General features: G+C 71.2%; 22 protein-coding genes. 9 read left to right on the top strand and 13 right to left on the bottom strand.

The window, feature by feature from the left end; translation table 11 throughout:
• The 3 genes from BM396_RS03635 to secA all read right to left on the bottom strand — a co-directional run.
• A partial coding sequence (locus BM396_RS03635; RefSeq protein ID WP_170867460.1) for a KUP/HAK/KT family potassium transporter occupies window positions 1–686 on the bottom strand: 686 nt, incomplete at its 3' end.
• Window positions 687–812: 126 nt separating this feature from the next.
• Window positions 813–1,484: a dethiobiotin synthase gene (bioD, locus tag BM396_RS03630; protein ID WP_043383772.1), complete on the bottom strand. Its 672-nt coding sequence runs from the start codon at window positions 1,482–1,484 to the stop codon at window positions 813–815.
• Window positions 1,485–1,491: 7 nt separating this feature from the next.
• A complete protein-coding gene (gene secA, locus BM396_RS03625) occupies window positions 1,492–4,386 on the bottom strand; it encodes a preprotein translocase subunit SecA (protein ID WP_043383775.1) in 2,895 nt (964 codons plus the stop codon).
• 261 nt (window positions 4,387–4,647) lie between these two features.
• On the opposite strand from secA, the gene BM396_RS03620 reads away from it, so the two are divergent.
• On the top strand, window positions 4,648–5,550 hold the full coding sequence (locus tag BM396_RS03620; protein WP_043383777.1) for a peptidylprolyl isomerase: 903 nt from the start codon (window positions 4,648–4,650) through the stop codon (window positions 5,548–5,550).
• Between the two features lie 294 nt (window positions 5,551–5,844).
• On the opposite strand, the gene BM396_RS32605 is transcribed toward BM396_RS03620, so the two are convergent.
• Both BM396_RS32605 and hemH read right to left on the bottom strand, forming a co-directional pair.
• Complete coding sequence (locus tag BM396_RS32605) at window positions 5,845–6,003, bottom strand: hypothetical protein (RefSeq protein ID WP_164706403.1); 159 nt, start codon at window positions 6,001–6,003, stop codon at window positions 5,845–5,847.
• 93 nt (window positions 6,004–6,096) lie between these two features.
• On the bottom strand, window positions 6,097–7,179 hold the full coding sequence (gene hemH, locus BM396_RS03615) for a ferrochelatase (RefSeq protein WP_043353172.1): 1,083 nt from the start codon (window positions 7,177–7,179) through the stop codon (window positions 6,097–6,099).
• Between the two features lie 284 nt (window positions 7,180–7,463).
• Between hemH and BM396_RS03610 the strand changes: the two genes are divergently transcribed.
• Window positions 7,464–8,153 (top strand): uracil-DNA glycosylase, encoded by a 690-nt coding sequence (locus tag BM396_RS03610; RefSeq protein ID WP_043383780.1) that lies wholly within the window; start codon window positions 7,464–7,466, stop codon window positions 8,151–8,153.
• Between the two features lie 15 nt (window positions 8,154–8,168).
• Here BM396_RS03610 and BM396_RS03605 read toward each other — a convergent pair whose 3' ends face one another.
• Window positions 8,169–8,594 carry a hypothetical protein gene (locus BM396_RS03605; RefSeq protein WP_043353176.1) on the bottom strand — a complete coding sequence of 142 codons (426 nt, stop codon included), beginning with the start codon at window positions 8,592–8,594 and terminating at the stop codon, window positions 8,169–8,171.
• A 378-nt stretch (window positions 8,595–8,972) separates the two neighbouring features.
• Between BM396_RS03605 and BM396_RS03600 the strand changes: the two genes are divergently transcribed.
• The 4 genes from BM396_RS03600 (at window position 8,973) to BM396_RS03585 (ending at window position 12,276) form a co-directional block, all read left to right on the top strand.
• Window positions 8,973–9,338, top strand: coding sequence for an AMP-dependent synthetase (locus tag BM396_RS03600; RefSeq protein WP_236952860.1), 366 nt, complete (start codon window positions 8,973–8,975; stop codon window positions 9,336–9,338).
• Between the two features lie 176 nt (window positions 9,339–9,514).
• Complete coding sequence (locus BM396_RS03595; protein WP_043383785.1) at window positions 9,515–10,324, top strand: enoyl-CoA hydratase; 810 nt, start codon at window positions 9,515–9,517, stop codon at window positions 10,322–10,324.
• Window positions 10,325–10,461: 137 nt separating this feature from the next.
• Entirely contained in the window at window positions 10,462–10,773 is a 312-nt protein-coding gene (locus BM396_RS03590) for a hypothetical protein (RefSeq protein ID WP_043383787.1), read from the top strand.
• A gap of 66 nt (window positions 10,774–10,839) precedes the next feature.
• On the top strand, window positions 10,840–12,276 hold the full coding sequence (locus tag BM396_RS03585) for a phospholipase D-like domain-containing protein (protein WP_043383790.1): 1,437 nt from the start codon (window positions 10,840–10,842) through the stop codon (window positions 12,274–12,276).
• On the opposite strand, the gene BM396_RS03580 is transcribed toward BM396_RS03585, so the two are convergent.
• On the bottom strand, window positions 12,194–12,979 hold the full coding sequence (locus BM396_RS03580; protein WP_244538799.1) for an endonuclease/exonuclease/phosphatase family protein: 786 nt from the start codon (window positions 12,977–12,979) through the stop codon (window positions 12,194–12,196). The genes BM396_RS03585 and BM396_RS03580 overlap by 83 nt on opposite strands.
• A 271-nt stretch (window positions 12,980–13,250) precedes the next feature.
• On the opposite strand from BM396_RS03580, the gene BM396_RS03575 reads away from it, so the two are divergent.
• Window positions 13,251–14,489: a metallophosphoesterase family protein gene (locus tag BM396_RS03575; protein WP_043383793.1), complete on the top strand. Its 1,239-nt coding sequence runs from the start codon at window positions 13,251–13,253 to the stop codon at window positions 14,487–14,489.
• Window positions 14,490–14,511: 22 nt separating this feature from the next.
• Window positions 14,512–17,988 (top strand): ATP-binding protein, encoded by a 3,477-nt coding sequence (locus BM396_RS03570; protein WP_043383796.1) that lies wholly within the window; start codon window positions 14,512–14,514, stop codon window positions 17,986–17,988.
• 39 nt (window positions 17,989–18,027) lie between these two features.
• Here the strand turns inward: BM396_RS03570 and BM396_RS03565 are convergent, their stop codons facing one another.
• The 5 genes from BM396_RS03565 to BM396_RS03545 all read right to left on the bottom strand — a co-directional run bounded on the left by BM396_RS03565 (window position 18,028) and on the right by BM396_RS03545 (window position 22,546).
• Entirely contained in the window at window positions 18,028–19,527 is a 1,500-nt protein-coding gene (locus BM396_RS03565) for a carboxypeptidase M32 (protein WP_043383797.1), read from the bottom strand.
• 44 nt (window positions 19,528–19,571) lie between these two features.
• Window positions 19,572–21,374: an ATP-binding cassette domain-containing protein gene (locus BM396_RS03560; protein WP_043351897.1), complete on the bottom strand. Its 1,803-nt coding sequence runs from the start codon at window positions 21,372–21,374 to the stop codon at window positions 19,572–19,574.
• A gap of 66 nt (window positions 21,375–21,440) precedes the next feature.
• On the bottom strand, window positions 21,441–21,677 hold the full coding sequence (locus BM396_RS03555; RefSeq protein WP_043351899.1) for a hypothetical protein: 237 nt from the start codon (window positions 21,675–21,677) through the stop codon (window positions 21,441–21,443).
• Window positions 21,678–21,757: 80 nt separating this feature from the next.
• Complete coding sequence (locus BM396_RS03550) at window positions 21,758–22,072, bottom strand: polyhydroxyalkanoic acid system family protein (protein ID WP_043383800.1); 315 nt, start codon at window positions 22,070–22,072, stop codon at window positions 21,758–21,760.
• 123 nt (window positions 22,073–22,195) lie between these two features.
• A complete protein-coding gene (locus BM396_RS03545; protein WP_051044822.1) occupies window positions 22,196–22,546 on the bottom strand; it encodes a septal ring lytic transglycosylase RlpA family protein in 351 nt (116 codons plus the stop codon).
• Window positions 22,547–23,131: 585 nt separating this feature from the next.
• On the opposite strand from BM396_RS03545, the gene BM396_RS03540 reads away from it, so the two are divergent.
• The gene (locus BM396_RS03540) at window positions 23,132–24,322 is read left to right on the top strand and encodes a site-specific DNA-methyltransferase (protein WP_269466602.1); all 1,191 of its coding nucleotides are present in this window, start codon (window positions 23,132–23,134) and stop codon (window positions 24,320–24,322) included.
• Window positions 24,323–24,531: 209 nt separating this feature from the next.
• On the opposite strand, the gene mutY is transcribed toward BM396_RS03540, so the two are convergent.
• The gene (gene mutY / locus BM396_RS03535) at window positions 24,532–25,866 is read right to left on the bottom strand and encodes an A/G-specific adenine glycosylase (RefSeq protein ID WP_043383803.1); all 1,335 of its coding nucleotides are present in this window, start codon (window positions 25,864–25,866) and stop codon (window positions 24,532–24,534) included.
• Window positions 25,867–25,939 lie beyond the last annotated feature (73 nt).

Raw genomic sequence — 25,939 nt, 5'->3', positions numbered from 1 at the left:
AGGAAGTCCACCGCCCGCAACGGGTTGGCCGCCGCCAGGATCTCGGGCTTGGCGATGATGCCGGCGATCCCGAGCAGCCCCAGCACCAGGAACCAGACGAGCATCACGGGCCCGAACACGCGGCCGATGGCGGCCACGCCCTTGTGCTGGACCAGGAACAGCCCGACGAGGATGACGAGCGTGATCGGCACCACGTACGGGCCGAGCGCCGGCGCATCGACCTTCACGCCCTCGATCGCCGAGAGGACCGAGATCGCCGGGGTGATCGCGCCGTCGCCGTAGAGCAGCGCCGCCCCCACCAGACCGACCACCAGAAGCAGCGCCTTCCCCGTGCCCGGCCGGGCCTGCCGGGCGCCGAGCAGCGCCAGCATGGCGACGATGCCGCCCTCGCCGCGGTTGTCGGCGCGCAGGATCAGCACCGCGTATTTCAGCGACACGATCAGGATCAGCGACCACAGGATCAGCGACACCGCCCCCGTGGCCGCCGCCGGCACCGACGCCCCGCCGGCGGTCGCCGCCTTCACGGCTTCCTTGAACGCGTAGAGCGGGCTCGTGCCGATGTCGCCATACACGACGCCCAGCGCGCCCAGGACCAGGGCGGGTCGGAGCCGGCCGCGCGCCGCATCCGCGTCGGTCGTGCCGGTCTCGGGCCGGGTCTTCGCCGCCGGGGCAAGGGTCTGGCTCAATGCAGGATTCCCCGAGGGCTACCCGGTCTCGACATCCGGACATCGCGTTCCGGCGCCGGGTGTGATGCCGCAACGATAAAGCTAGCGGCTGCGGCCGCGCCGTCCAGCAACGGACACCGGCCGCGATCAGATCAGGCCGGCCAGATCCTCCGGGCAGGTCTCGCCGCGGCGCAGGCAGAACACGGGGGCGCCGGCATGCCGGGCGATCGCGGCGGCGACGGTCGCGGCGGGGGCCGGTGCATCCGGGCTCTCGCTGACCGCCACGGCGCGCAACGGCACATCGTGGAGGCGCAGGGTCTCGCAGGCGGTGAGCGCGTGGCTGATCGCCCCGAGATAGCTCCCGGAGACGAGCAGCGCCGGCACGCCGAGCGCCCGGAGCCAGTCGAGGCCGGTGGCAACCGCGGTGACCGGACTCATGAGGCCGCCGACGCCCTCGATGAGCAGCGTGCCCTCCGTGCGGGCGATCTCTGCGCGGCACCAACCGACGAGGTCGGTGAGGTCCAGGGCCCGCCCCTCCAGCACGGCCGCCTGATCGGGCGAGAGCGGCGCCGAGAACCGCCAGGGCGAGCAGAACTCCACGGCCTCCGCGTCGAGGGCGATGCCTTGCGCGTCTAGGAGCCGGGCCGTGTCGCTCTCGATGAAGCCGGGATCGCCGAGGGACGGGACGCCGCTCGCGAGCGGCTTCACGGTCCGGACCGCCCGGCCCTGCGCCCGCAGGCGGCGGGTCAGGGCGGCGGTGACGTAGGTTTTGCCGATCTCGGTTCCGGCCCCGGCGATGAAGAGCGCCCGCGCGGGCATCCCGGCCTCAGGCCTGGAGGCTGCCGTGGCAGTGCTTGTATTTCTTGCCCGAACCGCAGGGGCAGGGCTCGTTGCGGCCGACGCGGCCCCAGGTGCTCGCGTCGTTCGGGTCGCGCTCCAGCACGGCCCCGTCCGCCGCCAGGCCTTGCGCCGCGTAGCCGTAGGCCGGCCCCCCGCCACCGTCGCTGCCCGAGCCGAAGCCGGCATGGTCCATCTCGTTCTCGCCGGTGACCGGGTCGAGATGCTGGGCGAACATCGGCGGCAGTTCCGGAGGCGCCGTCGGGAATTCACCCTCCTGCTGTTCCTGGAACATGATCTCCACCCGCGACAGCTGGGCGGTCACCTGCTCGCGGAGAGCGGTCACGAGGCCGCCGAACAGATCGAAGGCCTCGGACTTGTATTCGTTGAGCGGGTCGCGCTGGGCGAAGCCGCGCCAGCCGATCACCTGCCGGAGGTGGTCCAGCGTCACGAGGTGCTCACGCCACAGGTGGTCCAGGGTCTGGAGCAGGACCTGCTTCTCGATATAGGCGGTGACCTCGGCGCCGTTCTTCTCGGTCCGCTCGGCATAGGCGGTCTCGGCGGCCTTCATCAGCCGCTCGCGCATCTCCTCGTCGGCGATGCCCTCTTCCTTGGCCCAGTCCTCGACCGGCACGTCGAGATTCAGGATCTCCTTCACCTGGTCGCGCAGGCCGGCGACGTCCCATTGCTCGGCATAGGCGTTTTCCGGGATGTGGCGGGCGACGAGGTCGTCGATCACGCCCTCACGCATCTCGTCCACGGTCTCGCGGACGCTCTCCTGCCCCATGAAGTCGCGGCGCTGCTCGAAGACGACCTTGCGCTGGTCGTTCATGACGTTGTCGTACTTGAGCACGTTCTTGCGCATGTCGAAGTTGCGCGCCTCGACCTTCTGCTGCGCCTTCTCGATGGCCTTGTTGATCCAGGGGTGGATGATCGCCTCGCCCTGCTCCAGGCCGAGCTTCTGCAGCATCCCGTCCATGCGGTCGGAGCCGAAGATGCGCATCAGGTCGTCCTGAAGCGACAGGTAGAACTTCGAGCGGCCGGGATCGCCCTGGCGGCCGGAGCGGCCGCGGAGCTGGTTGTCGATGCGCCGCGATTCGTGGCGCTCGGTGCCGATGATGTAGAGGCCGCCCGGCAGGTCCTTCTTGCGCCCTGCCGCGGGATCGGCCGGCTCGCCCGAGGCCAGCACCTTGGCGCGGTTCTCGGCGATCTCGGCCTTGATCGCCTCGATGGCGGACGCGCGTTCCGGACCGTCCGCGAGGTGGCCCAGCTCCTTCTCGATGCGCATCTCGAGATTGCCGCCGAGTTTGATGTCGGTGCCGCGGCCCGCCATGTTGGTGGCGATAGTGATCGCGCCGGGGACACCCGCCTCGGCCACGATGTAGGCTTCCTGCTCGTGGAAGCGGGCATTCAACACGGCAAACCGCTTGGTCACCCGGCCCTCACGGGCGGCGGCGTAGACGTCGGTGAGCGCGTTCGGGTCGGAATAGTCGAGCAGGGTGTAGCCGGCCTTCTTGAGCATCTCGGCGAGGTGCTCCGACTTCTCGATCGAGCCGGTGCCGACCAGGATCGGCTGGTGGCGGGTATGCGCCTTGTCGATCTCGGCGATGATGCCTTCGTACTTCTCGGCGACGGTGCGGTAGACCTCGTCGTCCTCGTCGACGCGCTCGACCTCCTTGTTGGTCGGGATGTCGACCACGTCGAGCTTGTAGATCTCGGCGAACTCGTCGGCCTCGGTGGAGGCGGTGCCGGTCATGCCGGCGAGCTTCTTGTACAGACGGAAGTAGTTCTGGAAGGTGATCGAGGCCAGCGTCTGGTTCTCGGGCTGGATCGTGACCCGCTCCTTCGCCTCCAGCGCCTGATGCAGGCCCTCCGAGTAGCGCCGGCCCTGCATCATGCGGCCGGTGAACTCGTCGATGATCACCACCTCGTCGTTCTTGACGATGTAGTCCTTGTCGCGGGTGAACAGCGTGTGGGCGCGCAGGGCCTGGTTCACGTGGTGGACCAGCGTGACGTTGTGGGCGTCGTAGAGGTCGCCCTCCTTGAGGAGGCCCGCCTCCCGCATCGCCTCCTCGATGAACTCGTTCCCCTCCTCGGTGAGCGAGACGGTGCGCTGCTTCTCGTCGAGGTCGTAGAACTCCTTGCGCAGGCGCGGCATCAGCGCGTCCACCGCCACGTAGAGTTCCGAACGGTCGTCCACCGGGCCCGAGATGATCAGCGGCGTCCGCGCCTCGTCGATCAGGATCGAATCGACCTCGTCGACGATCGCGAAATTATGGCCCCGCTGCGCCAGCTGGGACATCTCGTATTTCATGTTGTCGCGCAGGTAGTCGAACCCGTACTCGTTGTTGGTGCCGTAGGTGATGTCGCAGGCATACGCCTCCTTGCGCTGCGCATCGTCGAGCCCGTGCACGATGGTGCCGACGCTGAGGCCCAGGAATCGGTAGACCTGCCCCATCCACTCGGCGTCGCGCGAGGCGAGGTAGTCGTTCACCGTGACGACGTGGACGCCCTTGCCCTCCAGGGCGTTCAGGTAGACCGGAAGCGTCGCCACCAGGGTCTTGCCCTCGCCGGTCTTCATCTCGGCGATGCCGCCCTCGTGGAGCACCATGCCGCCGATGAGCTGCACGTCGAAGTGGCGCTGGCCGAAGACGCGCTTGGCCGCCTCGCGCACCGTGGCGAAGGCCGGCACGAGGATGTCGTCGAGGCTCTTGCCGTTGGCGAGTTCCGCCTTCAGCATATCGGTGCGGGCGCGCAGGGCCTCGTCGGAGAGGGCCTGGATCTCCGGTTCCAGCGCATTGATCTGCGCCACGCGCGGGCGATAGCCCTTGACGCGGCGGTCGTTCGAGGAGCCGAAAATCTTCTTGGCGAAGGAGCCGAGCATCGTTGACCTGCGGACGCGCGAGCCCGCACACGGGTGAGCGTGGCGGGCCGGCCTGGACGGAGTTGGCCGGGCTTATAGAGGTAAACATCGCCCGGCGCACCTGGAAGGGGCAGCCCTCAACGCATGCCGGTACGGTCACGGTTCCGGCACCGGTGAAATGGCCGCGCTTGCCTTCTCGCCCGACGCGGCCCACCTGTGCCGCGGTCTGCCGCCCGGCCGATCCGGTGCGGCGCCAAGACGTGAGCCGAGGACTTCGCCCGTATGCCGAACACCGCCCTTCTCCGGCGCGCCAGCGCGCTCGCCGTCCTGATCGCGATGCCGGGACTGGCGCTGGCCCAGGCCCCCCAGAAGGCTCCGACACCGGCGGCTAACACACCGGCCGCCGCGCCGAGCGCGGATTCGGTCGTGGCGAGCGTGAACGGCAAGCCGATCACGCAGGGCGACCTCGCCATCGCGGCGGACGATCCCGCCCTGTCGCTGCCGGGCGTCGACGAGGCGCAGAAGAAGAACCTGCTCGTCGACTACATGGTCGATCTCCGCGTCGGCGCGCAGGCCGCCGAGTCCGCCAAGATCGGCGACACGCCGGAATTCAAGCGCAAGCTCGCCTATTTCCGCGACAAGCTGCTGCTCGATGACTACCTGGAGCAGGAGGCCAAGCGCGCGGTGACGCCTGAGGCGGAGCACGCGATCTACGACCAGACCGTCAAGCTGATGAAGCCCGAGGAGGAGGTGCACGCGCGCCACATCCTCGTGGACAACGAGGCCGAGGCCAAGAAGATCGCCGCGCGCATCAAGGGCGGCGAGGATTTCGCCAAGGTCGCCGCCGAGGCCTCCAAGGATCCGGGCTCGAAGACCGAGGGCGGCGATCTCGGCTGGTTCACGAAGGAACGGATGGTCCCGGATTTCGCCAACGCCGCGTTCGCGATGAAGCCCGGACAGGTCTCTGACCCGATCAAGACCCAGTTCGGCTGGCACGTGATCAAGGTGGAGGAGAAGCGGACGAAGCCGCAGCCGACCTTCGACGAGCTGAAAGAGCAGATCGACCAGCACCTGATCCGCAAGGCGCAGCAGGACATGATCCTGAAGCTCCGCTCGGAGGCCAAGATCGAGCGCACCGACGCGCCGCCGGCCGCTCAGCCGGAGTCGGAGCCGAAGAAGCCGTAAGCCGGATGCGACAGAGGGCCGGGCCGGGTTCTGATTCGGTCCAGCCCTCTGAAGAGATGATGGGTCGGTCCGCGCGGCACCGGGCCCGCAGCGAAACGGTCGTCCGGTTCTACGGACCGGAAAAGCCGCCATAGTTTCGACCGCCCGGAAACGATGCGTGTGACGGCACGCTTCCGGGCGTCGCGCTGTCCTAGAGCGGCGCTGTCCTGGGTCACGTCGCTCGGCCTGTGACGGCAATGCGGGGCCCGCCCGACGTGGGGCGAGGTTCCGGCTGGGTCACGCCCCAGCCGGGCCTCAATACGGCCGATCGGGGACGAGGTAGCTGGATTGTGCCGGGGCCGGCTGTGGCGTGAGCCCGAGGGCCGCGAGTTCGGCGCTCCGGCGCCCCTCGGCGATCCTGTCGAGCACCGCGATCAGGAGCCACGGACACGCGATGCCGATGAAGAACGCCATGAGATCCTCCCGTGCCGAACCGATGCGCCCGTTCAGCTTAGGAAAATAATAGGGGGGCCGGGCCGCGCCGCAAGCGGCAACCCGGCGCCGATCTCAGACCCAGCCCTGAAGCTCGCGGCGTACCACGTGCTCGATCACCCGCATGCCGAGGTCGCTGTCGTTCAGGCATGGAATGTAGGCGAAGCGCTCGCCGCCATTCTCTTCGAAGTAATGGCGGTTCTCGCCGTCGAGCTCTTCGAGGGTTTCGAGGCAGTCCGCCGTGAAGCCCGGGGCGACGATCGCCATCCGCTTCACGCCCGACTTCGCGAGGTCCATCACCGTCTCGTCGGTGTAAGGCTTCAGCCACTCCTCGTTGCCGAAGCGCGACTGGAAGGTCACGCGCATCTTGTCCGGCGACAGGCCCAGGGCCTCGCGGATCAGCCGCCCGGTCTTGTGGCACTGGCAATGGTAGGGGTCGCCCTTGAGCAGGTAGCTCCGCGGCACCCCGTGGAACGAGGTGAGGATCACCTCCGGTTCGAAATCGAGCTTCGCGAGGCCCTCGCGGATCGAATCGGCCATGGCGGCGATGTAGACCGGGTCGTCGTGATAGGGCGGCGAGACGCGCACCGTGGGCTGCCAGCGCATGTCCATCAGCGCCCGGAAGGCCTGATCGCAGGCGGTGGCCGAGGTCGCCGCCGCGTATTGCGGATAGAGCGGGACCAGAAGGATGCGGTCGCAGCCCTGGTCGAGGAGCGCCTGGATCCGCCCGGCGACCTCGGGCTTGCCGTAGCGCATCGCCCAGTCGACCACCACGGACTCGCCCATGGCGGCCTGGAGGCGCTCGCTCTGGCCGCGGGTGATGGTCTTCAGCGGCCCCTCGTTCAGGGCGTTGTTCCACACGCTGGCATAGTCGCGGCCCTTCGGCCCGGGGCGCTTCGTCAGGATGATGAGGTTGAGGAGCGGCCACCAGATCAGCCGCGGCACCTCGATCACGCGCCGGTCCGACAGGAATTCCTTGAGGTACCGGCGCATCGGCCAGTAGGACGTGCCCTCAGGCGTCCCGAGATTCATCAGGAGCACGCCCACGCGACCCCAGGCCACCTTCGGGTGATCCGCCGGCAGGGTGTCGGCCGCGGGCTTGAGCGGTGCGAGGGGCCGGCCATTCGCCAGCGCGGCGGGTTCGACGCGTTCGTTCATGGCAGCGTTCCGGCGCCGCGCGCCGAGATCCTTCTTCTGGTTTCCGATACCCGGCCGCCGGCGCGGACGCCTGAACCTGGCCGGGGGCTCAATTCCCCGTGGGGTGTGCTTCCATGTAGGGTGCGAAGCCGCCCGGCGAAGACCGGACGCCACATGCCGCACCGCGATATGCGGCACGCTCGACCCATGTCCCTAAACACGCGGGGCCTCGGGCCGCAACCGCTGCCCGGATGACGGCGCCCGGCTGCCCGCTATCTCGGCCCCGATCCGACCCGCGAGAGACCATGACCGATACGCCTGTGGCCGATGCCCTCGAAGCCTTCCGCGCCTCCGGCTCGTCCTGGCTGACGCTGCCGTTCTTCGCCGATGGTCAGGCCGACGTCGTGGCGGCCCGTGTCGACGGACGAATCGCCGCGGGGGCCCAGGTGCTGCCGGCGCCGGACCGGATCTTCCGCGCCTTGAGGGAGACGCCGCTGCAGGACGTCAAGGCGGTGATTCTCGGACAGGATCCCTACCCGACCCCGGGCGACGCCAACGGCCTCGCCTTCTCGTTCGTCGGGGCGGGGCGCCTGCCCGCGTCGTTGCGGGTGATCCTGGCGGAGGCCGGATCCGACCGCGCCGCCGGCGGCGACCTGACGCCCTGGGCACGGCAGGGCGTCTTCCTGCTCAACAGCGCCCTCACCGTCGAGGCCGGCAAGTCCGGAGCGCATCTGCGCTATGGCTGGGCCGCACTCACCGACGAGGCGGTGCGCGCGGTCTCGGATCGCCCGGAGCCGGCGGTGTTCCTGCTCTGGGGCGCGCAGGCGCGGGCCAGGGCCGCGCTGATCGACGCGGACCGCCACGGCGTGTTCGAGAGCGGTCACCCCTCCCCGCTCAACCGCGCCCGGGACTTCCCCGGTTCCGACCCGTTCGGCCGGGCCAACCGCTGGCTCGCCGCGCAGGGGCGCCGCCCGATCGACTGGCGCCTCGGCTGACGCCGTCGCCGATCTCTATTGCGGCTTGGCGGGTTCGGCCGGCTCCGCAGGCGTCTTGGTCGGGGCGCCCGGCTCCTGGCCCGCCGGCAGGAGCACGTTCTTGGCCACCGTGCCCTCTGGCCCGTACTCGCCAGCGACGGCGAGACAGGCTTGGTCGCGGTTCTGCGCCATCTGGTTCGACATCAGCGTGAACATGGTTTGCACACGGTTGCCGAACGGCCCCCGCGGCTGAACGTCGGCGATCTGAACATTCTGCTTCGCCAGGAGGGCCTCGAACTGCGCGCTGCCGATCCGGTAGCCGCAGACATTGGAGGCGGCGAAGATGTAGGAGGCGAACTCCAGGGCGCGCGGCGACGGCGCGTTGCGGATCTGCGCCTGTGCCGGCAATGCCGTCAGCGCGGCGGCGGCGAGGAGGGCGATCCGGGTCGTGGTCGGGCGCATGCGCGGTAGTTTCCTCGATCGAGCGGGGCCTCTTGCGGGCCACGTCTGGCACCGGGACATAGGCCGGTCCGGTGCGCACGCCAATGCGACGGAATTTGCCGGCAATCCGCGCATCTACTTTCACGGCCTGTTGGCCATAGGGGCAGTCCCTGACCGGCACGCCGACGAAAACGGCGTCGTTTTTCGGTGGAACGCCGGCGCGTGAGAGAGTGTTAACCTGCTCGCGTCACGCCAGAGCCTGCAATTTGTCCAGATTCAGGCGGTCCGCATCGCATGTACGGCGTCCATCCTCCTGCGGCATTCCTTCCAGTCCCGGCGCGGGACGCCGACCGGCGCGTCCGGACAGGCGATGCGGGAGGGGCCAACGCGGATCGTCGCGTGGCACCGTCCGGACCCGCCGCCGCGATCTGCCCGCACCGTTTTTCCCGCTGGGCCTGGAGCGAGGGCCTGCGCGCCGGTCAGACCGTGGCGCTCCTGGTGCAGGATCTCGGTCAGGCCGAGGCCATGCGGCTCGGCCTCGTCCGCCTCGGCCTGCGCGTGGTTTGCCTGGACTGCGCCGGCCGCGGCCAGGCCCTCGCCGATAGCCTGTCCCAGTCGGATGCCGCGCTGGTCGTCGTCGATACAAACCTTGCCGATGTCTATGCCGGGCTGATGGGTCGGCTCGCCAGCTATCCCGCCGTCTGGTGGAACGGCCCGGGCGCCGACTACGCCAGCCTCGACCTCGCCCTCGCCGAGCAGGCCTGACGGGCAGCCCACCCGGTCCGGGACCGGTGCCCGCGCACCGCGCGCCGCCGGGTTGGTTCGAGGACGGCCGACGGCGCGGCTCGCCGCGCCGGCATCGCGGAGCCGGAGCCGGCGTGCTAACCTCGCTTGACGAGATCGGCCCCGTGCCAGGGAGGCCGGCACCGGGAGACGCCGCGATGACCTCAGCCACGGCCCACGCCGCGACAGCTCCGGAGGCGCCGGTACTGCTGCGCAGCGACGCCGACGGGGTCGCGACCCTGACGCTCAACCGGCCCCAGGCGCGCAACGCCCTGTCGATGGCCCTCATGGGCGCCCTCCAGGATCAGCTCGACGCCATCCGCGCAGATCCGGCGGTCCGGGTCGTGATTCTCCAGGGGGCGGGGCCCGCCTTCTGCGCCGGGCACGATCTCAAGGAGATGCGGACCGATCCCTCCCGCGCGGCGACAGAGGCGGTGTTCCGCACCTGCGCCCGGCTGATGCTGAGCCTGACGCGCCTGCCGCAGCCGGTGATCGCCCGGGTTCACGGGATCGCCACCGCCGCCGGCTGCCAGCTCGTCGCCACCTGCGACCTCGCCGTCTGCACCGAGACGGCCCGTTTCGCCACGCCGGGGGTGCAGATCGGCCTGTTCTGCTCGACCCCGATGGTCGCCCTGTCGCGCGCCGTCTCGCGCAAAGCCGCGCTGGAGATGCTTCTGGTGGGCGAGCCGATCGACGCCGCGGAGGCCCTGCGGATCGGCCTCGTCAACCGGGTGGTCCCGGAGGCGGAACTCGACGCGGCGGTCGGCGCCCTGGCGACGCGGATCGCCGGGAAGGCCCGGCGTGTCCTGGCGATCGGCAAGGAGGCGTTCGGTCGCCAGCTCGAGATGGGTCTCGAGGACGCCTACGGCTACGCCGCCGAGGTGATGACGCGGAACATGATGATGGCCGACGCCCAGGAGGGCATCGACGCCTTCCTGGGCAAGAGGCCGCCGCGCTGGGAGCCGTGAGGCTGCGAGATCGCGCGCGGTGGCGCGATACGACGCAGGCCGGTCGGCGCCGTGCTTATAGGTAACGACGCGCCCTGCCCTAGGTGGTTCGGCACACCCGATCCTGTCGGACGCGGCGCCGCAACGCGGAACGGCTGATGAGCACCATCGACCTGTTCGGACTGACGCTGGCCTTCTACGGGGCGATGCCGCCGCCGCGACCGCCGCGGCCGGATCGCAACGGCGCGACCTGGGCCGCCGCCGTGATCTTCGGGGGCATCTGCCTCGCCACGATCGGTCCCATGATCACCATCTGGAGCTTCCACCGGCCCTACGCCGAAGCCAAAACGCGCTGCATCGCCTCCGGCGGCCGGGTCCTGTATGGGGCGCTGGACGGCAGCGGCCCCTATCGCTGCGAGCGGCCCGCCGGGACCGCCGCCATTGCGCATCCGGCCAAGCCGGCGGATTAATCCCGCCCGCCGCACGGGCCTTGGGCCAATCCGGTGCCTCCCGACGCGAACCCGGATACCGAGACCTTGGAAAACGCGCTCTTCCGCTGGGTTCAGTCGACCGCATTGATGCGGGCGGATGTCGAGGCCTTGATCGGCGTCGCGCTGGCGATCGGCGTCACCCTGCATGCCCTGCTGCGCAAGCGCCGGGTGAGCGTGGCGGTCGGCTGGATTGGTCTCGCGTGGCTGTCGCCGATCTTCGGGACCGCCCTGTACCTGACTTTCGGCATCAACCGGGTCTCGCGCCGCGCCCGGCGGCTGCGGACCAAGCCCTCCGATGCGACGCAGCTGCCCGACACCGACGACGCCGTGGTGCCGGAGACGCTCTGGCCCCTCGACCGGGCGATCCGGCGGATTACCAGCCTGCCGGCCTTCGCGGGCAATGCGGTGGAGATGTTCCGAAACGGCGACGCGGCCTATCCGGTGATGCTGGCGGCGATCCGCGAGGCGCAGGCCAGCATCGGCCTGTCGAGCTACATCTTCCGGGACGATGCCACCGGCCGCGAATTCTGCGACGCCCTCGTCGAGGCGCAGAACCGCGGCGTGAAGGTGCGCGTCATCATCGACGGGATCGGCGGCGGCTACTTCCGGACGCCCGTCTACCGCCGGCTGACGGCGGCCGGGGTGCCGGTGGCCCTGTTCATGCACTCGGCCCTTCCGTGGCGGATGCCGTTCCTCAACCTGCGCTCCCACAAGAAGCTGCTGATCCTCGACGGGCGCATCGCCTTCACGGGCGGTCTCAACATCTCGCACGCGAATCGCGTCGCGCTGAAGCCCGAGCATCCGATCCGGGACACGCATTTCCGTATGACCGGGCCCGTGGTCGAGCAACTCGCCGCCGCCTTCGCGGCGGATTGGGCCTTCGTGGACGGCGAGATCCTCGACGGCGAACCGTGGTTCGTCGATCTCGAGCCGTGCGGGCCCAGCGTCGCCCGGGCCGTCACCTCCGGCCCGGATGCGGACGTCGAGAAGATCGAGCAGGTCATCCTTCAGACGCTCGCCTGCGCGCGCCGGAAGGTCCGGTTCGTAACGCCTTACTTCCTGCCCGACGAACTGGTGACTGGCGCTCTGGCCCAGGCCGCGATGCGGGGCATCACCGTCGACGTGATCATCCCGCGGGTCAGCGACCATCCGTTCATCGACTGGGCGACCCGGGCGCATCTCGAGCCGCTGCTGCGGGCCGGGGTGCAGGTGTGGCTCGACGAGCCGCCCTTCGATCATTCCAAGGCGATGGTGGTTGACGACATCTGGTGCTTCGTCGGCAGCGCCAACTGGGACATGCGCAGCTTCCGGCTCAACTTCGAGCTGAACGTCGAGATCATCGACGCGGATTGCGCGGCCGCGCTCGACCGGTTCATGCGCGGCAAGATGGAGACGCAGCTCAGGTGGGAGGATCTCGCCGCGCGCGGCCTGCCGGTCCGTTTGCGCGACGCAGGCGTGCGACTGCTGCTGCCATACCTTTGAAGCGTCCCGGGGCATGCGCCTCGGGGGCCGGGCCGAGATGGACGATGATCGGCCGGTGATCGGAGGGCCCCCGCGGCAGCACCGCATGGGCGTGGCAGACGAGGCCGCGGGCGAGGCAGCGGTCGAGCCGCAGGGGCAGCACCTCGACCATCGCGTGCGTCGACTGACGCGGTCCGACGTCGCGAAAACCCGGGATCATCGCGGGGCCGACGATGTTGTAATCGCCGAGAACCGCGGCCCGGGGCGGCAGCTCGCTGACGATGCGGCGCAGCTGGCGGCGGTTGAGCATCTGCCCATGCGACAGGTGAACGTTGGCTACGCCGAACTCGCCGAGGTCCAGGATCTGGCAGACCCGGTGCACCAGCGCCCCCGAGGGCAGCGCGATGACCCGGGGCGGCGCCGGCCAGGGCCTGGGGCTCCACATGGCCAGCCCGTGGATCCGGCCCGGCAGGGGTGCCCAGGCGTAGTGGCCGCCGATCCGGTCCAGCAGGAAGCCGATGGCCCGGGTCGCCTCCTGCATCAGCAGCAGGTCGGGCTTCTCCTGGGCGACGAGGGCGGCCACGTCGTCAACCGCCGCGCCGGTGCGCCGCAGCAGGTTCCAGCTCACGATCTTGAAGGGCTGATGCGGCCGATCGGCGGGGTAAATCGGCAGGGCGTGCGACGGTGCGGCGGTGAGGCGGGCCGGGCGTGCAGCAGGATTCATCGGGCCGGTCTCGTACCTCATCGCGCGGCTCTCCCGTCACCGCCACGCTCTAACGCGCCCGGGGCCGGGACGTTCGACCGGATTCGCACCGACGCCGCGGAAGGGCCCGATCGACGAGCAACAGAGGCCGTCCCCGGCGACGTGCCCCACAGCTCGTCGCATGCCGCAGCTTGAGGCGACCCCTGTCGGCGGCCTAAGAGCCCGCATTGTGATGCCGACGGCTGCGCGCGATCGCGCGCCCCGGCTCGCCACCGATCCCTCCCGGAGACCGATGACCGCGTTCAGCTTCATCCACGCGGCGGATCTGCATCTCGGCAGCCCGCTCTCGGGCCTCGCCACGCGTGACGCGGATCTCGCCCGGCGCCTCGCCTCGGCCGGGCGGCAGGCCTTCGAGGACCTGGTGAGCCAAGCGATCGAGCGGTCGGTCGCCTTCGTGGTGGTGGCCGGCGACGTCTACGACGGCGACTGGGCCGACACCACGATCGGCCTGTTCTTCGCCCGGCAGGTGGCGCGCCTCGACCGTGCCGGCATCCCGACGATCCTCGTGCGCGGCAACCACGACGCCGAGAGCGTCATCACGCGCTCGATCACGCTGCCGGACTCCGTGCATGTGTTCCCGGCGGCCCGCGCCGGCACCCTGCGCCTCGACGCGCTGCGGGTCGCGATCCACGGCCGCAGCTTCCAGGGTCGGGCCGTCGAAGAGAACCTGTCGCTCACCTATCCGGCGGCTGTGCCGGGCTGGTTCAATCTCGGGGTCCTGCACACCTCCTGCACCGGCCACGCCGCCCACGAAACCTATGCCCCCTGCTCGGTCGCCGACCTTGCGGCCCGGGGCTACGAGTACTGGGCGCTCGGCCACATCCACGAATACGCGGAGCTGTCCCGGGATCCCTGGATCGTGTTCCCCGGCAATCTCCAGGGCCGGAGCGTGCGCGAGTGCGGCGAGAAGGGGGCGGTCGTGGTGGACGTCGCCGACGGGCGGGTGACGGGCGTCAGCCGCTTGCCCCTCGATCGGGCCCGGTTCGAGCGGATCGCGGTCGACCTCGCGGCGGCGGCCGACCCGCGCGGCGCCGTGGAGGCCGTCGAGGCGGCCCTGAGGCCGCTCGCCGCCGTCGCGGCCCGCCGGCTGCTCCTGGTCCGCGTCCACCTCGTCGGCACCACCCGCGCCCACGACGCCCTGGCGGCCGACCGGGAGACCCTGACGGCCGAGATCCAGGCGGCCGCGCACCGGCTGCACGAAGATATCTGGCTGGAGCGCCTGAAGATCGAGACGTGCCGCCCGCGCGCCGCGGTGGAGCCCTCCGGTGCCGCCATCGACCCCGCCGCGCTGCTGGCCGAGCTCGACCGCGACCCCGATTTCCGCACAAAGGCCAAGGCGGCCCTGGCCGAGATCGGTAGCCGGATCCCGTTGACCGCCGCAGCGGAAGCCGACTTCGACGCGGAATTCGACGCCCTCTGTGCCGAGGCGGAGGCGCTGGTCCTCGGGCGCCTCGGCGGCCGGCACTGCTGAGGCGATCGCCCATGGAGGTCCGATGCGGCTGATCCGCCTCGCCCTGGAGCGCTACGGCGCCTTCACGGACCGCACGGTCGAATTCCGGCCGGATGCGCGCCTTCACGTGGTGCTGGGCGCCAATGAGGCCGGCAAGAGCACCGCGCTGGCGGCGGTCACCGACCTGCTGTTCGGCTTCGGGAAATCCACCCCCTACGCCTTCCTGCACGACATGCCGCAGCTGCGCCTCGGCGCGGAGATCGCCGCCGCCGACGGCCGCCGTCTGTCCTTCCGGCGCCGGAAGGGCAACAGCCGGACCCTCATCGACGCCGCCGAGGCGCCGCTCCCCGACGACGCGCTGGCGCCGTTCCTCGGCGGACTGTCCCGGCCGGTCTTCTGCCGGGCCTTCGGCCTCGACGCGGCGAGCCTCCGGGCCGGCGGGCGCGAGATGGTCGACGTGGAGGGCGAGGTTGGCGCGAGCCTGTTCGCGGCAGGTTCGGGCCTGCGCGGACTCACGGAGCTGCAGACGACACTCGACGCGGAGGCCGACGCCATCTTCGCCCCGCGCCAAGCCAAGCACCGGACCTTCTACCAAGCCCTGGAGCGTCACGAGACGGCACGGCGGGCGATCCGCGAGCGGGGCCTGCGCGCCGGCGACTGGCGGGCGCTGAACGACGAGATCGCCGCGGCGGCCGCGCAGCTCGAGGCGTTGCGGGCTGAGCAGAAGGCCATCGCGGTGGCGCGCGCCCGGCTGGAGCGGCTCAAGCGCGTCCGGCCGATCATCGCCGAGATCGACGCGCTGGAGGAGCGCATCGCCGCCGAGACCGACCTCGCCGATGCCGATCCCGCCTGGATCGCCCGTTTCGGGGCCGCCCTTGACGCGTGCCGCGCCGCGGAAGCCGAGGCGGTGCGGGCCGAAGCCGCGCACGACCGGGCCCGGAGCGAGGCCGAGGCGGTACCGGTCGAGCCGGCGCTGACCCACCGGGCCGACGAGATCCTGGCGGCGTTCAGCGGCACCAAGGAGTTCGAGAAGGGCGGCACCGACCTGCCCCGGATCGAGGGCGACGCCTACAAGGTCGGGCTGGAGCTTGAGCGGCTGCGCGGCCGGATCGGCGCCCCCGATCTCGCCGCGCTCGAGGCTGGGCAGCCTCCGGACGCCGCGCGCGCACGAATCGAGCGCCTGATCCGGGAGGGCCGGACCTTCGCGGCCGCGGAGGATCAGCTCGCCCGTGACCTCGCCGCCGCCCGCGCCGAGCGGGAGCGCCTCGCCCGGGAGATGGAGGCGGCGGATGCGGCCCGGGATCCGACCCCCCTGCGGGAAGCGTTGAAGCCCCTCGCCCGCCTGCACGAATGGATCGCCGCCCGCGAGACCCTCGACGCCGCCATTTGCCGAGAGGCGGCGCTGCTGCACAACCAGGCGGGGCGGCTGTCGCCTCCGGTGGCCGACCTCGCCGTCCTCGTCCGGACGCCTCTGCCCGCTCCCGATACGGTGGCGCGTTACCGTCAGCGTCTGGAGACCAAGACCCGCGAGCACGAGCGGGCCGCCGACCGTCGCGACACCGCCCACCGGCAGGTCGCCGCCACCCAGGCGCGGCTGCGTGAGCGCGAGGCCGGCCGGCCCGTCGCCACCCGGGAGCGGCTCGACGCGCTGCGGGCGACCCGCGATGCCGCCTTCGCGTTTCTCCGCGATGCCCTGGCGGAAGGGCGCCCGGCCGGGATCGCCGAGATCGCAGCCTTCGAGCGCGCACTCCTGTCGGCCGACCGCGTCGCCGACGAGCGGGCCTCCGATGCAGCCCGGGTCGCGGCCCACGCCGCCGACCTGGAGCGCCTCGCCACCGAGGAGGCGGAGGCCACGCAGGCCGATGAGGTCCTCGCCGCCCTCGCCGCCGAGCTCGCCGCGGGCGAGGCGGCCTGGCAGGAGGCCTGGCGGCCCGCCGCCCTCGTGCCCGGCCCGCCGGCCGAGATGGCGGCGTGGCTCGCCGAGGTGGAGAGCCTGATCGAAGCGGAGCAGCGGCTCGCCGCGCAGCGGATCGAGGCGGATCGCCTCCGGGTGCGGATCGAGGCCGCCCGAGCGCCGCTGACCGATCTGCGCAACCGCGCCGGGCTCGACGCCGCACCGGACCTCGAGATCGCTGCCGCGCTGGACGGTCTGGAAGCGCGGGTCGCCACCCTGGCAAGCCGCTGGGAAGCCAATCTTCAGACTGCCGGTCTGGTGCGCGCCGCCGGACTTTCGGTTGAGCGGCTGGAGCGGGCCCTCGCCGAGATCGCCGCTCGGCGCGCCGCGTGGCAGGCCGATTGGGCGGCGGCATTGCTGCCCCTCGGGCTCGACGGTGCGGCTGGGCCCGAAGAGGCCGAGGGCGCGCTGGAGGCATGGCGGAGCGTGCCGGACCGGTTGGCGGAGCGGGCCGCCCTGCAGCGCCGGTCCACCGGCATCCGGCGGGACATGGAGGCGTTCCGGGTCACGGTGGCCACCCTGGTCGAGGCCCTGGCGCCCGATCTCGCGCAGGCGCCGCCCGCCGGTGCGATCCGGACCCTCCACAGCCGCCTCGTCGCCGCGCAAGCCCGGGAAGCGCGGCGTGCCGAGCTCGACCGCCGCCGCGAAGAGGCCGAGTTGGCGCATCGCGATGCCGCGGAATCGCACGAGGCGGCCCGGGCGACCCTAGTCCGGCTGGTGGCCGAGGCGATGCCGGACCTCGCCGCTGCCCCGACTGCGGAGATCGATCGTCTGTTCGGCCGCTTGAGCGCCCGGGAGCTGCTGCGCGCCGAGCGTCTGCGGCTCCGCGGCAGCCTCGCGGGCGCAGCCGACGGGCTTCCCGAGGCCGAGCTGCGCGCCGGTCTCGAGACCCTACCCCCAGAGGCCATCGAGGCCGAACTGGCGCGTCTGGCGCTCGAGGCCGAGGAGCAGGCCGAACGCGGGCAGATGATCTTCGCCGACCGCGACCGCGCCGAGCGGCGCCGGGCGGAACTGGAGGGCGGCACCGGCGCCGAACTGGCCCTCGCCGAGCGCAAGGCGGCGGAGGCGGATCTCCAGGCGGCGGCGCGCTCCTGGGCCGTGCTGCGGCTCGCCGGTCTGATGCTGGGGCAGGCGGTGGCCCGCCATCGCGCGGGGCAGCAGGATCCCCTCGTCGCCCGGGCGGGCGCGCTGTTCCGGGCCCTCACCGGCGGCGCGTTCTCCGGCCTTGCCCAGATCTACGACGAGGCCGACACCCCGAAGCTCGCGGGGCAGCGCGCCGGGGGCGGCACGGTGGCGATCGAGGGCATGAGCGAGGGCACCCGCGACCAGCTCTACCTCGCCCTGCGGCTGGCCTACCTGGAAGACTACGCCGAACGCGCCGAGCCGGCGCCCTTCATCGGCGACGACCTGTTCTCGACCTTCGACGAGACCCGGACCGGCTACGGTCTGGACGCCCTGGCGGCGATCGGGGAACGGGTCCAGCCGATCCTGTTCACGCACCACCGCCACGTGGCGGACATCGCCCGTGACAGGCTCGGCGAAGCGGTGGACGTGGTGGCGCTGTAGAAGGGGCTGGAAGCGCCCCGTCCCGGCGCGCGGCCCTCCTCAGGCGCCCGAGCCCGCGAGATAGCGTGCCTCCAGATGCGCCCGGAACGCTTCCGTGCCGAGTGGCGTCCCGGTGGCGCGGGTGAGCAGCGCGTCGGTGTCCAGCAGGCTTCCGACCGCGTGGACGTTCGTCCGGAGCCAGTCCCGCAAGGGACCGAAATCGCCCTGCGCGAGGCGGTCCGGTAAGGCCGGCTCGGCCGATCGGGCGGCGCGGAACAGCTGCGCGGCGGCCAGGGCGCCGAGGGTGTAGGTCGGGAAATAGCCGAAGGCGCCACTCGGCCAGTGGATATCCTGGAGGCAACCGACCCGGTCGTCTGGTACGGTGAGGCCGAGGAGATCGCGCAGGCCGTCGTTGAACGCCCCCGGCAGATCGCGCACCGCGAGGTCGCCCGCGATCATCGCCGTCTCCAGACGGTAGCGCAGGAGGATATGGGCCGGGTAGGTCGCCTCGTCGGCATCCACCCGGATGAAGCCCGGCGCCACCCGGATGTTGAGCGCGTGCAGGTTCTCCGGCGACCATTCCGGTCCGGAACGCCCGAAGGCCGCCTGCAGGAGCGGCGCCAGGAAGGTGAAGAAGTCCCGGCTCCGGCAGGCCTGCATCTCGACGATGAGCGACTGGCTCTCGTGCAGGCTCATCCCCCGCGCCGCGCCGACCGGCTGGTTCCGCCACGCGGCCGGCCGGCCCTGCTCGTAGAGGGCGTGTCCGGTCTCGTGGAGAACGCCCATCAGGGCCCGCCCGAAATCGGCCGCGTCGTAGCGGGTGGTGATCCGGACGTCGTCGGTGGCGCCGCCGCAGAACGGATGCAGACTGATGTCGAGCCGGCCGCGGGTGAAGTCGAATCCCACCGCCTCCATCAGCCTGAGGCCGAGATCGCGCTGCACCGCCACGTCGAACGGGCCGGCGAGCGGGAGCGGCGCCGAACGGGACGCCTGGATCTCGCGCGCGCGGGCGATCAGGTCCGGCAGCCAGCCGGTTAGATCCGCGAAGAGCGGATCGATCGTCGCCCGGCGCATGCCGGGATCGTAGCCGTCGAGAAGCGCGTCGTAGGGGTCGAGCCCGAGGGCCGCGCCCTTCGCCTGGCCGATCTCCCGCTGGAGCCGCAGCACCTCGGCGAGGTGGGGCTCGAGGCGGGCGAAGTCGGCGTCGCGCCGCGCCTCGCGCCACACCATCTCCGAGCGGGACACGGCGCGGGAGCTGGCCTCGACGAGGTCGCGGGGGACGGCCGTGGCATGGGCCTGGGTGCGGCGCATCTCCCGCAGGTTGGCGGCGGCCCAGGGTTCGAGGTCGCCGCCCTGCTCGGCGGCCGCCAGTTCCTCGGCGGCCTCGGGAGCGGTGAGCATCCCGTGGGCGAGCCCGCGCAGAATCGCGAGCTGGTCCCCGCGGGCCTCGGCGGCGCCGTCCGGCATCAGGGTCTGCGCGTCCCAGCCGAGGATCCCGGCCGCGCCCTCGAGGGCCGCGAGCCGGGCGAAGCGCTGTTCGAGAATCTGGTAGGCGGTCATGCGGTCTCCGGTCCGGTACGTCTCGCGGCCTGATGCTGCGGCGGTCACCCCGCCTGAAGCATCTCCAGCTCCAGCCAGCGATCCTCCGCCTGCGACAGCTCGGTCTCGGCCTGCGCCAGCATGGTCGAAGCCTTGTCGAACCGGGCCGGATCGCGGGCGTAGAGTTCGGGGTCGGCCAGGATCGTCTTGAGCTGGGCGATCGCCGCCTCCAGCTTTTCGATGCGGGCCGGCAGCGTCTTCAACTCGTGCTGGTCCTTGAAGCCGAGCTTGGGCTTGCCCGCGGGCTGGGCCGCCGGTGCGGCGTTGCGCTCGCGCGGCTCCTTCGCCTTCGGCGCGACGGTCCGCGCCTCGACGCCCTGGCCCCGCTGGACCAGCATGTCGCTGTAGCCGCCGGCATACTCGACCCAGCGGCCGGCGCCCTCGGACACCAGCACGCTGCCCGCCACGCGGTCGAGGAAGTCGCGGTCGTGGCTCACCAGGATCAGCGTCCCCTGGTAGTCGCCCAGCATCTCCTGGAGCAGGTCGAGGGTCTCGAGGTCGAGGTCGTTCGTGGGCTCATCGAGGACGAGGAGATTCGCCGGCTGGGCCAGGGCCCGGGCGATCAGCAAGCGGTTGCGCTCGCCGCCGGACAGGACCGAGACGGGCGTGCGGGCCTGCTCGGGGGTGAACAGGAAGTCCTTCAGGTAGCCGATCACGTGGCGGCTCTGGCCGTTCACCACGACGCTGTCGCCGCGGCCGCCGGTGAGCACGTCGGTGACGGTCATCCCGGGCTCCAGCACGGCGCGGGCCTGATCGAGCACCACCGGCAGCAGGTTGGTCCCGAGGACGACCTGCCCGGAATCGGGCGCGAGCCGGCCCATGAGCAGGTTGATCAGGGTACTCTTGCCGGCGCCGTTCGCCCCGACGATGCCGAGCCGGTCCCCCCGCATCACCCGAAGGGACAGCCCGTCGACGATCTTGCGCTCCCCGTAGCTCTTGGCGATGTCGCGGGCCTCGACCACGAGGCTCCCCGAGGATTCCGCGTCGGAGGCCTGCATGCTGACGCTGCCCACAGGGCGGCGCACCTCGCGCCGGTTCTGGCGCAGCTCGTGCAGGTTGCCGAGGCGGCGGACGTTGCGCTTGCGCCGGGCGGTGACCCCGTAGCGCAGCCAGTGCTCCTCGGCGGCGATCTTGCGGTCGAGCTTGTGCTGGTCCCGCTCCTCCTCCTCGAAGAAGGCGTCGCGCCACGCCTCGAAGCTGGAGAAGCCCTGGTCGATCCGGCGCGTCTCGCCCCGGTCGAGCCAGATCGTGGCCCGCGACAGGGCCGAAAGGAAGCGCCGGTCGTGGCTGATCAGCACGAGGGCCGCGCGGGTGCCCTTCAACTCGGCCTCGAGCCACTCGATCGCCGGCAGGTCGAGGTGGTTGGTGGGCTCGTCGAGAAGCAGCACGTCGGGCTCGGGGGCGAGCGCCTGCGCCAGTGCGGTGCGCCGCCCCTCGCCGCCGGAGAGCTTGGTGGGATCCTCGGCACCCGTGAGGCCGAGGCTCTCCAGCAGGTAACGGGCGCGGTGGGTCGATTCGCCAGGCGGCAGCCCGGCCTCGACGAAATCGAGGGTGGTGTCGAAGCCCGTGAAGTCGGGTTCCTGGGCGAGGTAGCGGATCGTCGTGCCGGGTTGGACGAAACGGCGCCCCTTGTCGGGATCGACGAGTCCCGCGGCGATCTTCATGAGCGTCGACTTGCCCGACCCGTTCCGACCGACGAGGCAGGTGCGCTCACCCGGCGCGATGGCGATGTCGGCACGGGTGATCAGGGGCGTGCCGCCGAAAGTCAGGGCGACGTCCTGGAGGGTGAGGAGCGGGGGAGCGGCCATGGGCCGGCTTATGGCAGTGTGGGGCGGCCTGTTCAAACGGCGCCGCCCCGCGACCTCGTCGGCCGGTCAGGCGATCGGATTGGCCGGTCCCGTCGGCGGGCTGATCTCGGGCGCGCCCGGATCGTTGACCGGGATCTCCGGCGGATGGACGCCCGGCGCCTCGGCCGGGGTGTTCCCCGGGATCTCCGGTCCGGGCGGCTGCGTCGGGGCCTGCGGCGGATCGTAGGGCCGGTCCGGCACCGGAGCCGGCTGCGGCGGGACCTCGGGGACCTGCCCCGGATCGGCGAGGGTGTAATCGGGCACCGTAATCCTCCACGAGACCGACGGCGCGCTTCGGCACCGGTCCCGCGGAAACAGAGACCGGCCGATCCGGTTCCGGAGCGCTACTTCTTCGTCAGCAGGAGGTTGCCCTCCTTGCTCGCGACCTTCTGGATCTTCTCGGCGAAGAGGGCGAGCAGGAACGGCAGCTTCACCTCCAGGCGGACGCTCTCGGCGCCCACGTCGATCGTCCCGGCGACTTTCTGGGCCATCGCCGACACGCCGAAATCGAGTCGGTCCCCCGTCCAGGCGAGCTGATCCACGGTGATGCCGCTCTTGGCCAGGAAGGCCCGCGCCTGATCCGTGCCGTGCTCCAGGCGACGCTTGGCCTCATCGCGGCCGAGGTCGTGCGGGATGTCGACGATGAGGGGCTTGGGCATGGGCACTGATCCGAGCTGAACCCGGCTGCAGATGGGGCGTCCGGGCGCGGCAGACAACGCCCGGGGAGCCGCCCCGCCCTCTCGGACGGGCGGCGGCCCGGCGCGTGCGGCGCCCGTGAGGGATCAGTGCACGACTTGCAGCGACACGTAGGTCGTGCCGCCCATGCCCAGAGCGCGGGCGGAGCCACGCGACAGATCGATGATGCGGCCGCGCACGAAGGGACCGCGATCGTTGATGCGAACGACCACCGAGCGGCCGGTCCGCCTGTTCTCGACGCGGACCCGGGTGCCGAACGGCAGGCTGCGATGGGCGGCGGTCAGTCCGTTGGGGTTGAAACGCTCGCCGTTCGCGGTGCGATGACCGCTTCCATACCAGGAGGCCGCTCCGCTCTGCGCGGCGGCCGGGAGGCTTGTTCCGACGACGGTGGACAGCATTCCAAGTGAGACAACGAGCTTACCGAAACCAAACGACATTCTCGACGCATTCCCTTTGTTGTTGTCGGGGCGGCGCCAGTCGTGTCCGAAATCGGCCGGATTATGGCAGGCATTTGCGGGCCGATTCTGTCACATTTTGGCCGATTTCGTCCTGATCATGATTATTACATGGAGGTTTATTACGGTTTGTTTCCGTTTGTTTCGCGGAGAATGCATTGTTTGGATCTTTCGCGTATTCGAAAAGTACTGTCCAGGCCACCCTGCGGCGCGCCGAAATGGGCTGATTTTCCTAAGCCCTGCATCGGCTGTGACCCTGCATCCCGCTGAGCTGGAAGCGGACGCGGAAACCAGACCTTATGGCCGCCGCCCGGCATGCCCGGCGGTTCGGACAGTCCAGGCCCTGCGCTAGGGCCGGACGCCCGCAGATGTGACGGGTCATCGCCGCGTAAACGGCGCCCGGGACCGCCGGGTAACCGTTGCTTAATCTGTCGCAGGATTGTCCGAGAGCGGGGTCGGCAAAATCTGCAGCCCCAGAACGGGACGCGGCGCCGCCGAATTCGACAACGTGACCTTTACCGTACCGGAGGCATGGTCTGCCGGTCAGTCGCGTAACCGGTGTTTGCCATGGCTTCCCCGCGTACCGTGGCTGCCGACGCCGTCGCCCGGAAACAGGTCTCGCGTGCCGGGCGGCCCGCGTCGGCGCCACGGATGGGTCTCGTACCCGCCCAGCGTTCCCTACCCCTCGACCAAGTTCTCGTCGGGGATTGTATCGCGGCCATGAACGCTCTGCCGGCGTCGAGCGTCGACTGCGTGTTCGCCGATCCGCCCTACAACCTCCAGCTCGGCGAGGCCGGGCTGCTGCGTCCGGACCAGAGCCGCGTCGACGCCGTCGACGACGATTGGGACAAGTTCGCCACCTTCGAGGCCTACGACGCCTTCACCCGGGACTGGCTTGCCGCCTGCCGCCGCGTGATGAAGCCGAACGCGACCCTCTGGGTGATCGGTTCGTACCACAACATCTTCCGGGTCGGGAGCGCGTTGCAGGATCTCGGTTACTGGATCCTCAACGACATCGTCTGGCGCAAGGCCAACCCGATGCCGAACTTCCGCGGCAAGCGCTTCACCAATGCGCACGAGACCCTGATCTGGGCCTCGCGCTCGGCGGACTCGAAGGGCTACACCTTCCACTACGAGGCGCTGAAAGGAGGCAACGAGGACCTCCAGATGCGCTCCGACTGGTTCATCCCCCTCTGCACCGGCGAGGAGCGGCTGAAGGATGCGGACGGGCGCAAGGTTCATCCGACCCAGAAGCCCGAGGCCCTGCTCGCCCGGACGCTGTTGGCGGCGACCAATCCCGGCGACGTGGTCCTCGACCCGTTCTTCGGCACCGGCACCACCGGCGCCGTCGCCAAGCGCCTCGGCCGCCGCTTCATCGGCATCGAGCGCGAGGAGACCTACGCGGCGGCCGCCCGTGAGCGGATCGCCGCCGTCGAGACCCTGTCGAAGGCCGCCCTCATGGTGGCGCCGACCAAGCGCGCCGAGCCGCGGGTGCCGTTCCTGTCGGTGATCGAGGCGGGCCATATCCGCCCCGGCGAGACCGTCACGGACGAGCGCCGCCGCTTCCGCGCCACGGTCCGCCCCGACGGCCAGCTCGACAACGGCCTCGTCATCGGCTCGATCCACAAGATCGGCGCCCTGGTCCAGGGCCTGCCGGCCTGCAATGGCTGGACCTTCTGGCACGTGGAGCGCGGCGGCAAGCCGGTGGTGATCGACACCTACCGGGCGGGCCTGCGGCAGGCGATGGCGAACGGCTGACGAACGTCGCGGCCGTCCGCGCGGGCGGAGCGACGCCATCCAGGCTGGCATGACGCTGTCGGATGTCGCCCTGCCCTGGGCCCCGTCGCTGCGCCCGCAATCCGGAACCGCGCCGGCACTGCGCTTGAACGCACCGTCCCGGACCGGCAGGGTCGCTGGATTCCGGGGCTCGCGCCTGCTGGCAGCCCCGGACGTGCGGTGCGACCGGGTCAGGGCCGTCTTCGGGCCGGGCCCCGGCGCCGCGGCGAGGTCGGTGTCGCGGGCGGCTCCACCTCGCCCTCATGCAGATCGTCCGCTTCGGGCGGTGGCGCGGGCGCCGGCCTCGGCTGGGGCTTCGGAACGGCCCGCACGCGCGGGCGCGGGTCCGGATCCGGCATCGACACCGGCGCCTCCATCGCCGCGAGGAGCGGCATCGGCGGCGGCTCTTTCCGGGGGCGTCCGCGCGGCTTCGCCTCGGGCTCCGGCTTCGGATCGAAGGCGTGGGCCAGGACCTTGCGCATCAGGCCGGGGAGCGGCTCGTCGTCGAGGGCGCTGCGCGGGGTGAAGCGCATGCCGGCCGGAACCGGTGTCGCGAGCGCGACACGGGCCACGAAGACCGTCAGCTCCAGCGGAAAATGCGTGAAGCCGTGGCGCACGAGCCCCGGAAGCCGCTTCCACCGGGCATCCAGCGGCGCGTCCAGGAGGGCGGCGGCGACGTCGTAGTCCGGCTCCCAGGCGCTGCCCGGCGGCTCGGCCATGTTGCCGAGCAGCCCCTCCGGCGCGCGCGTCCGCAGCAGCACCGCCTCGTCGCCGCTGCGGATCACCACGAAGGACGCACCGCGGCGGAGCGCGCCCTTGGCGACCTTGATCTTGCGCGGGAACGTCTGCTGGGTGCCGAGCGACCGGGCGCGGCAGGGCAGCATCCACGGGCAGAGGGCGCAGGCGGGGCGCTTGGGCGTGCAGATCGTCGCGCCGAGATCCATGAGCGCCTGGGCGAAGTCGCCGGGCCGGTCCTCCGGGACCAGCGCCTGCGTCAGGCGGCGGATCTCCGGCCGGCTGCCCGGCAGTGGCGTCTCCACCGCGTAGGCCCGGCTCAGGACCCGCTCGACATTGCCGTCGACGGCGGCCTCCGGCCGGTCGAAGGCGATCGCCGCGATGGCCCCAGCCGTGTAGGCGCCGATTCCCGGCAGCTTGCGCAGGGCGTCCGCCGTGTCGGGAAAGCGCCCGCCAGCCGCCGCGACCGCCTTGGCGCAGGCATGGAGGTTGCGGGCGCGTGAATAATAGCCGAGGCCGGCCCAGGCCGACATCACCGCCTCCTCGGGGGCGTCGGCCAGGGCGACGATATCGGGGAAGCGCGTCAGGAAGCGCTCGAAATACGGCCGGACCGCCGCGATCGTGGTCTGCTGCAGCATGACCTCGGACAGCCAGACCCGGTAGGGATCGGGCACCTCGCCGGCGAGCGCCCGCCAGGGCAGCACCCGCCGATGCCGGTCGTACCAGGCGAGCAGCTCGTCGGCGCGCGGTTCGGGGCCGGGCTTGGGATCCGTGGCGGTGCGGGTCGGCATGCGTTCAGGCTGCATAGCCGCAGGTCGGCGGCGATCATAGGGCGATGACAGCGCGGCCCCGTGCTCCCTTCGT

This window comes from Methylobacterium sp. UNCCL125, from assembly GCF_900116795.1.
GTDB classification, from domain to species: Bacteria; Pseudomonadota; Alphaproteobacteria; order Rhizobiales; family Beijerinckiaceae; genus Methylobacterium; species Methylobacterium fujisawaense.
This window is presented reverse-complemented; position numbering and strand designations above follow the sequence as displayed.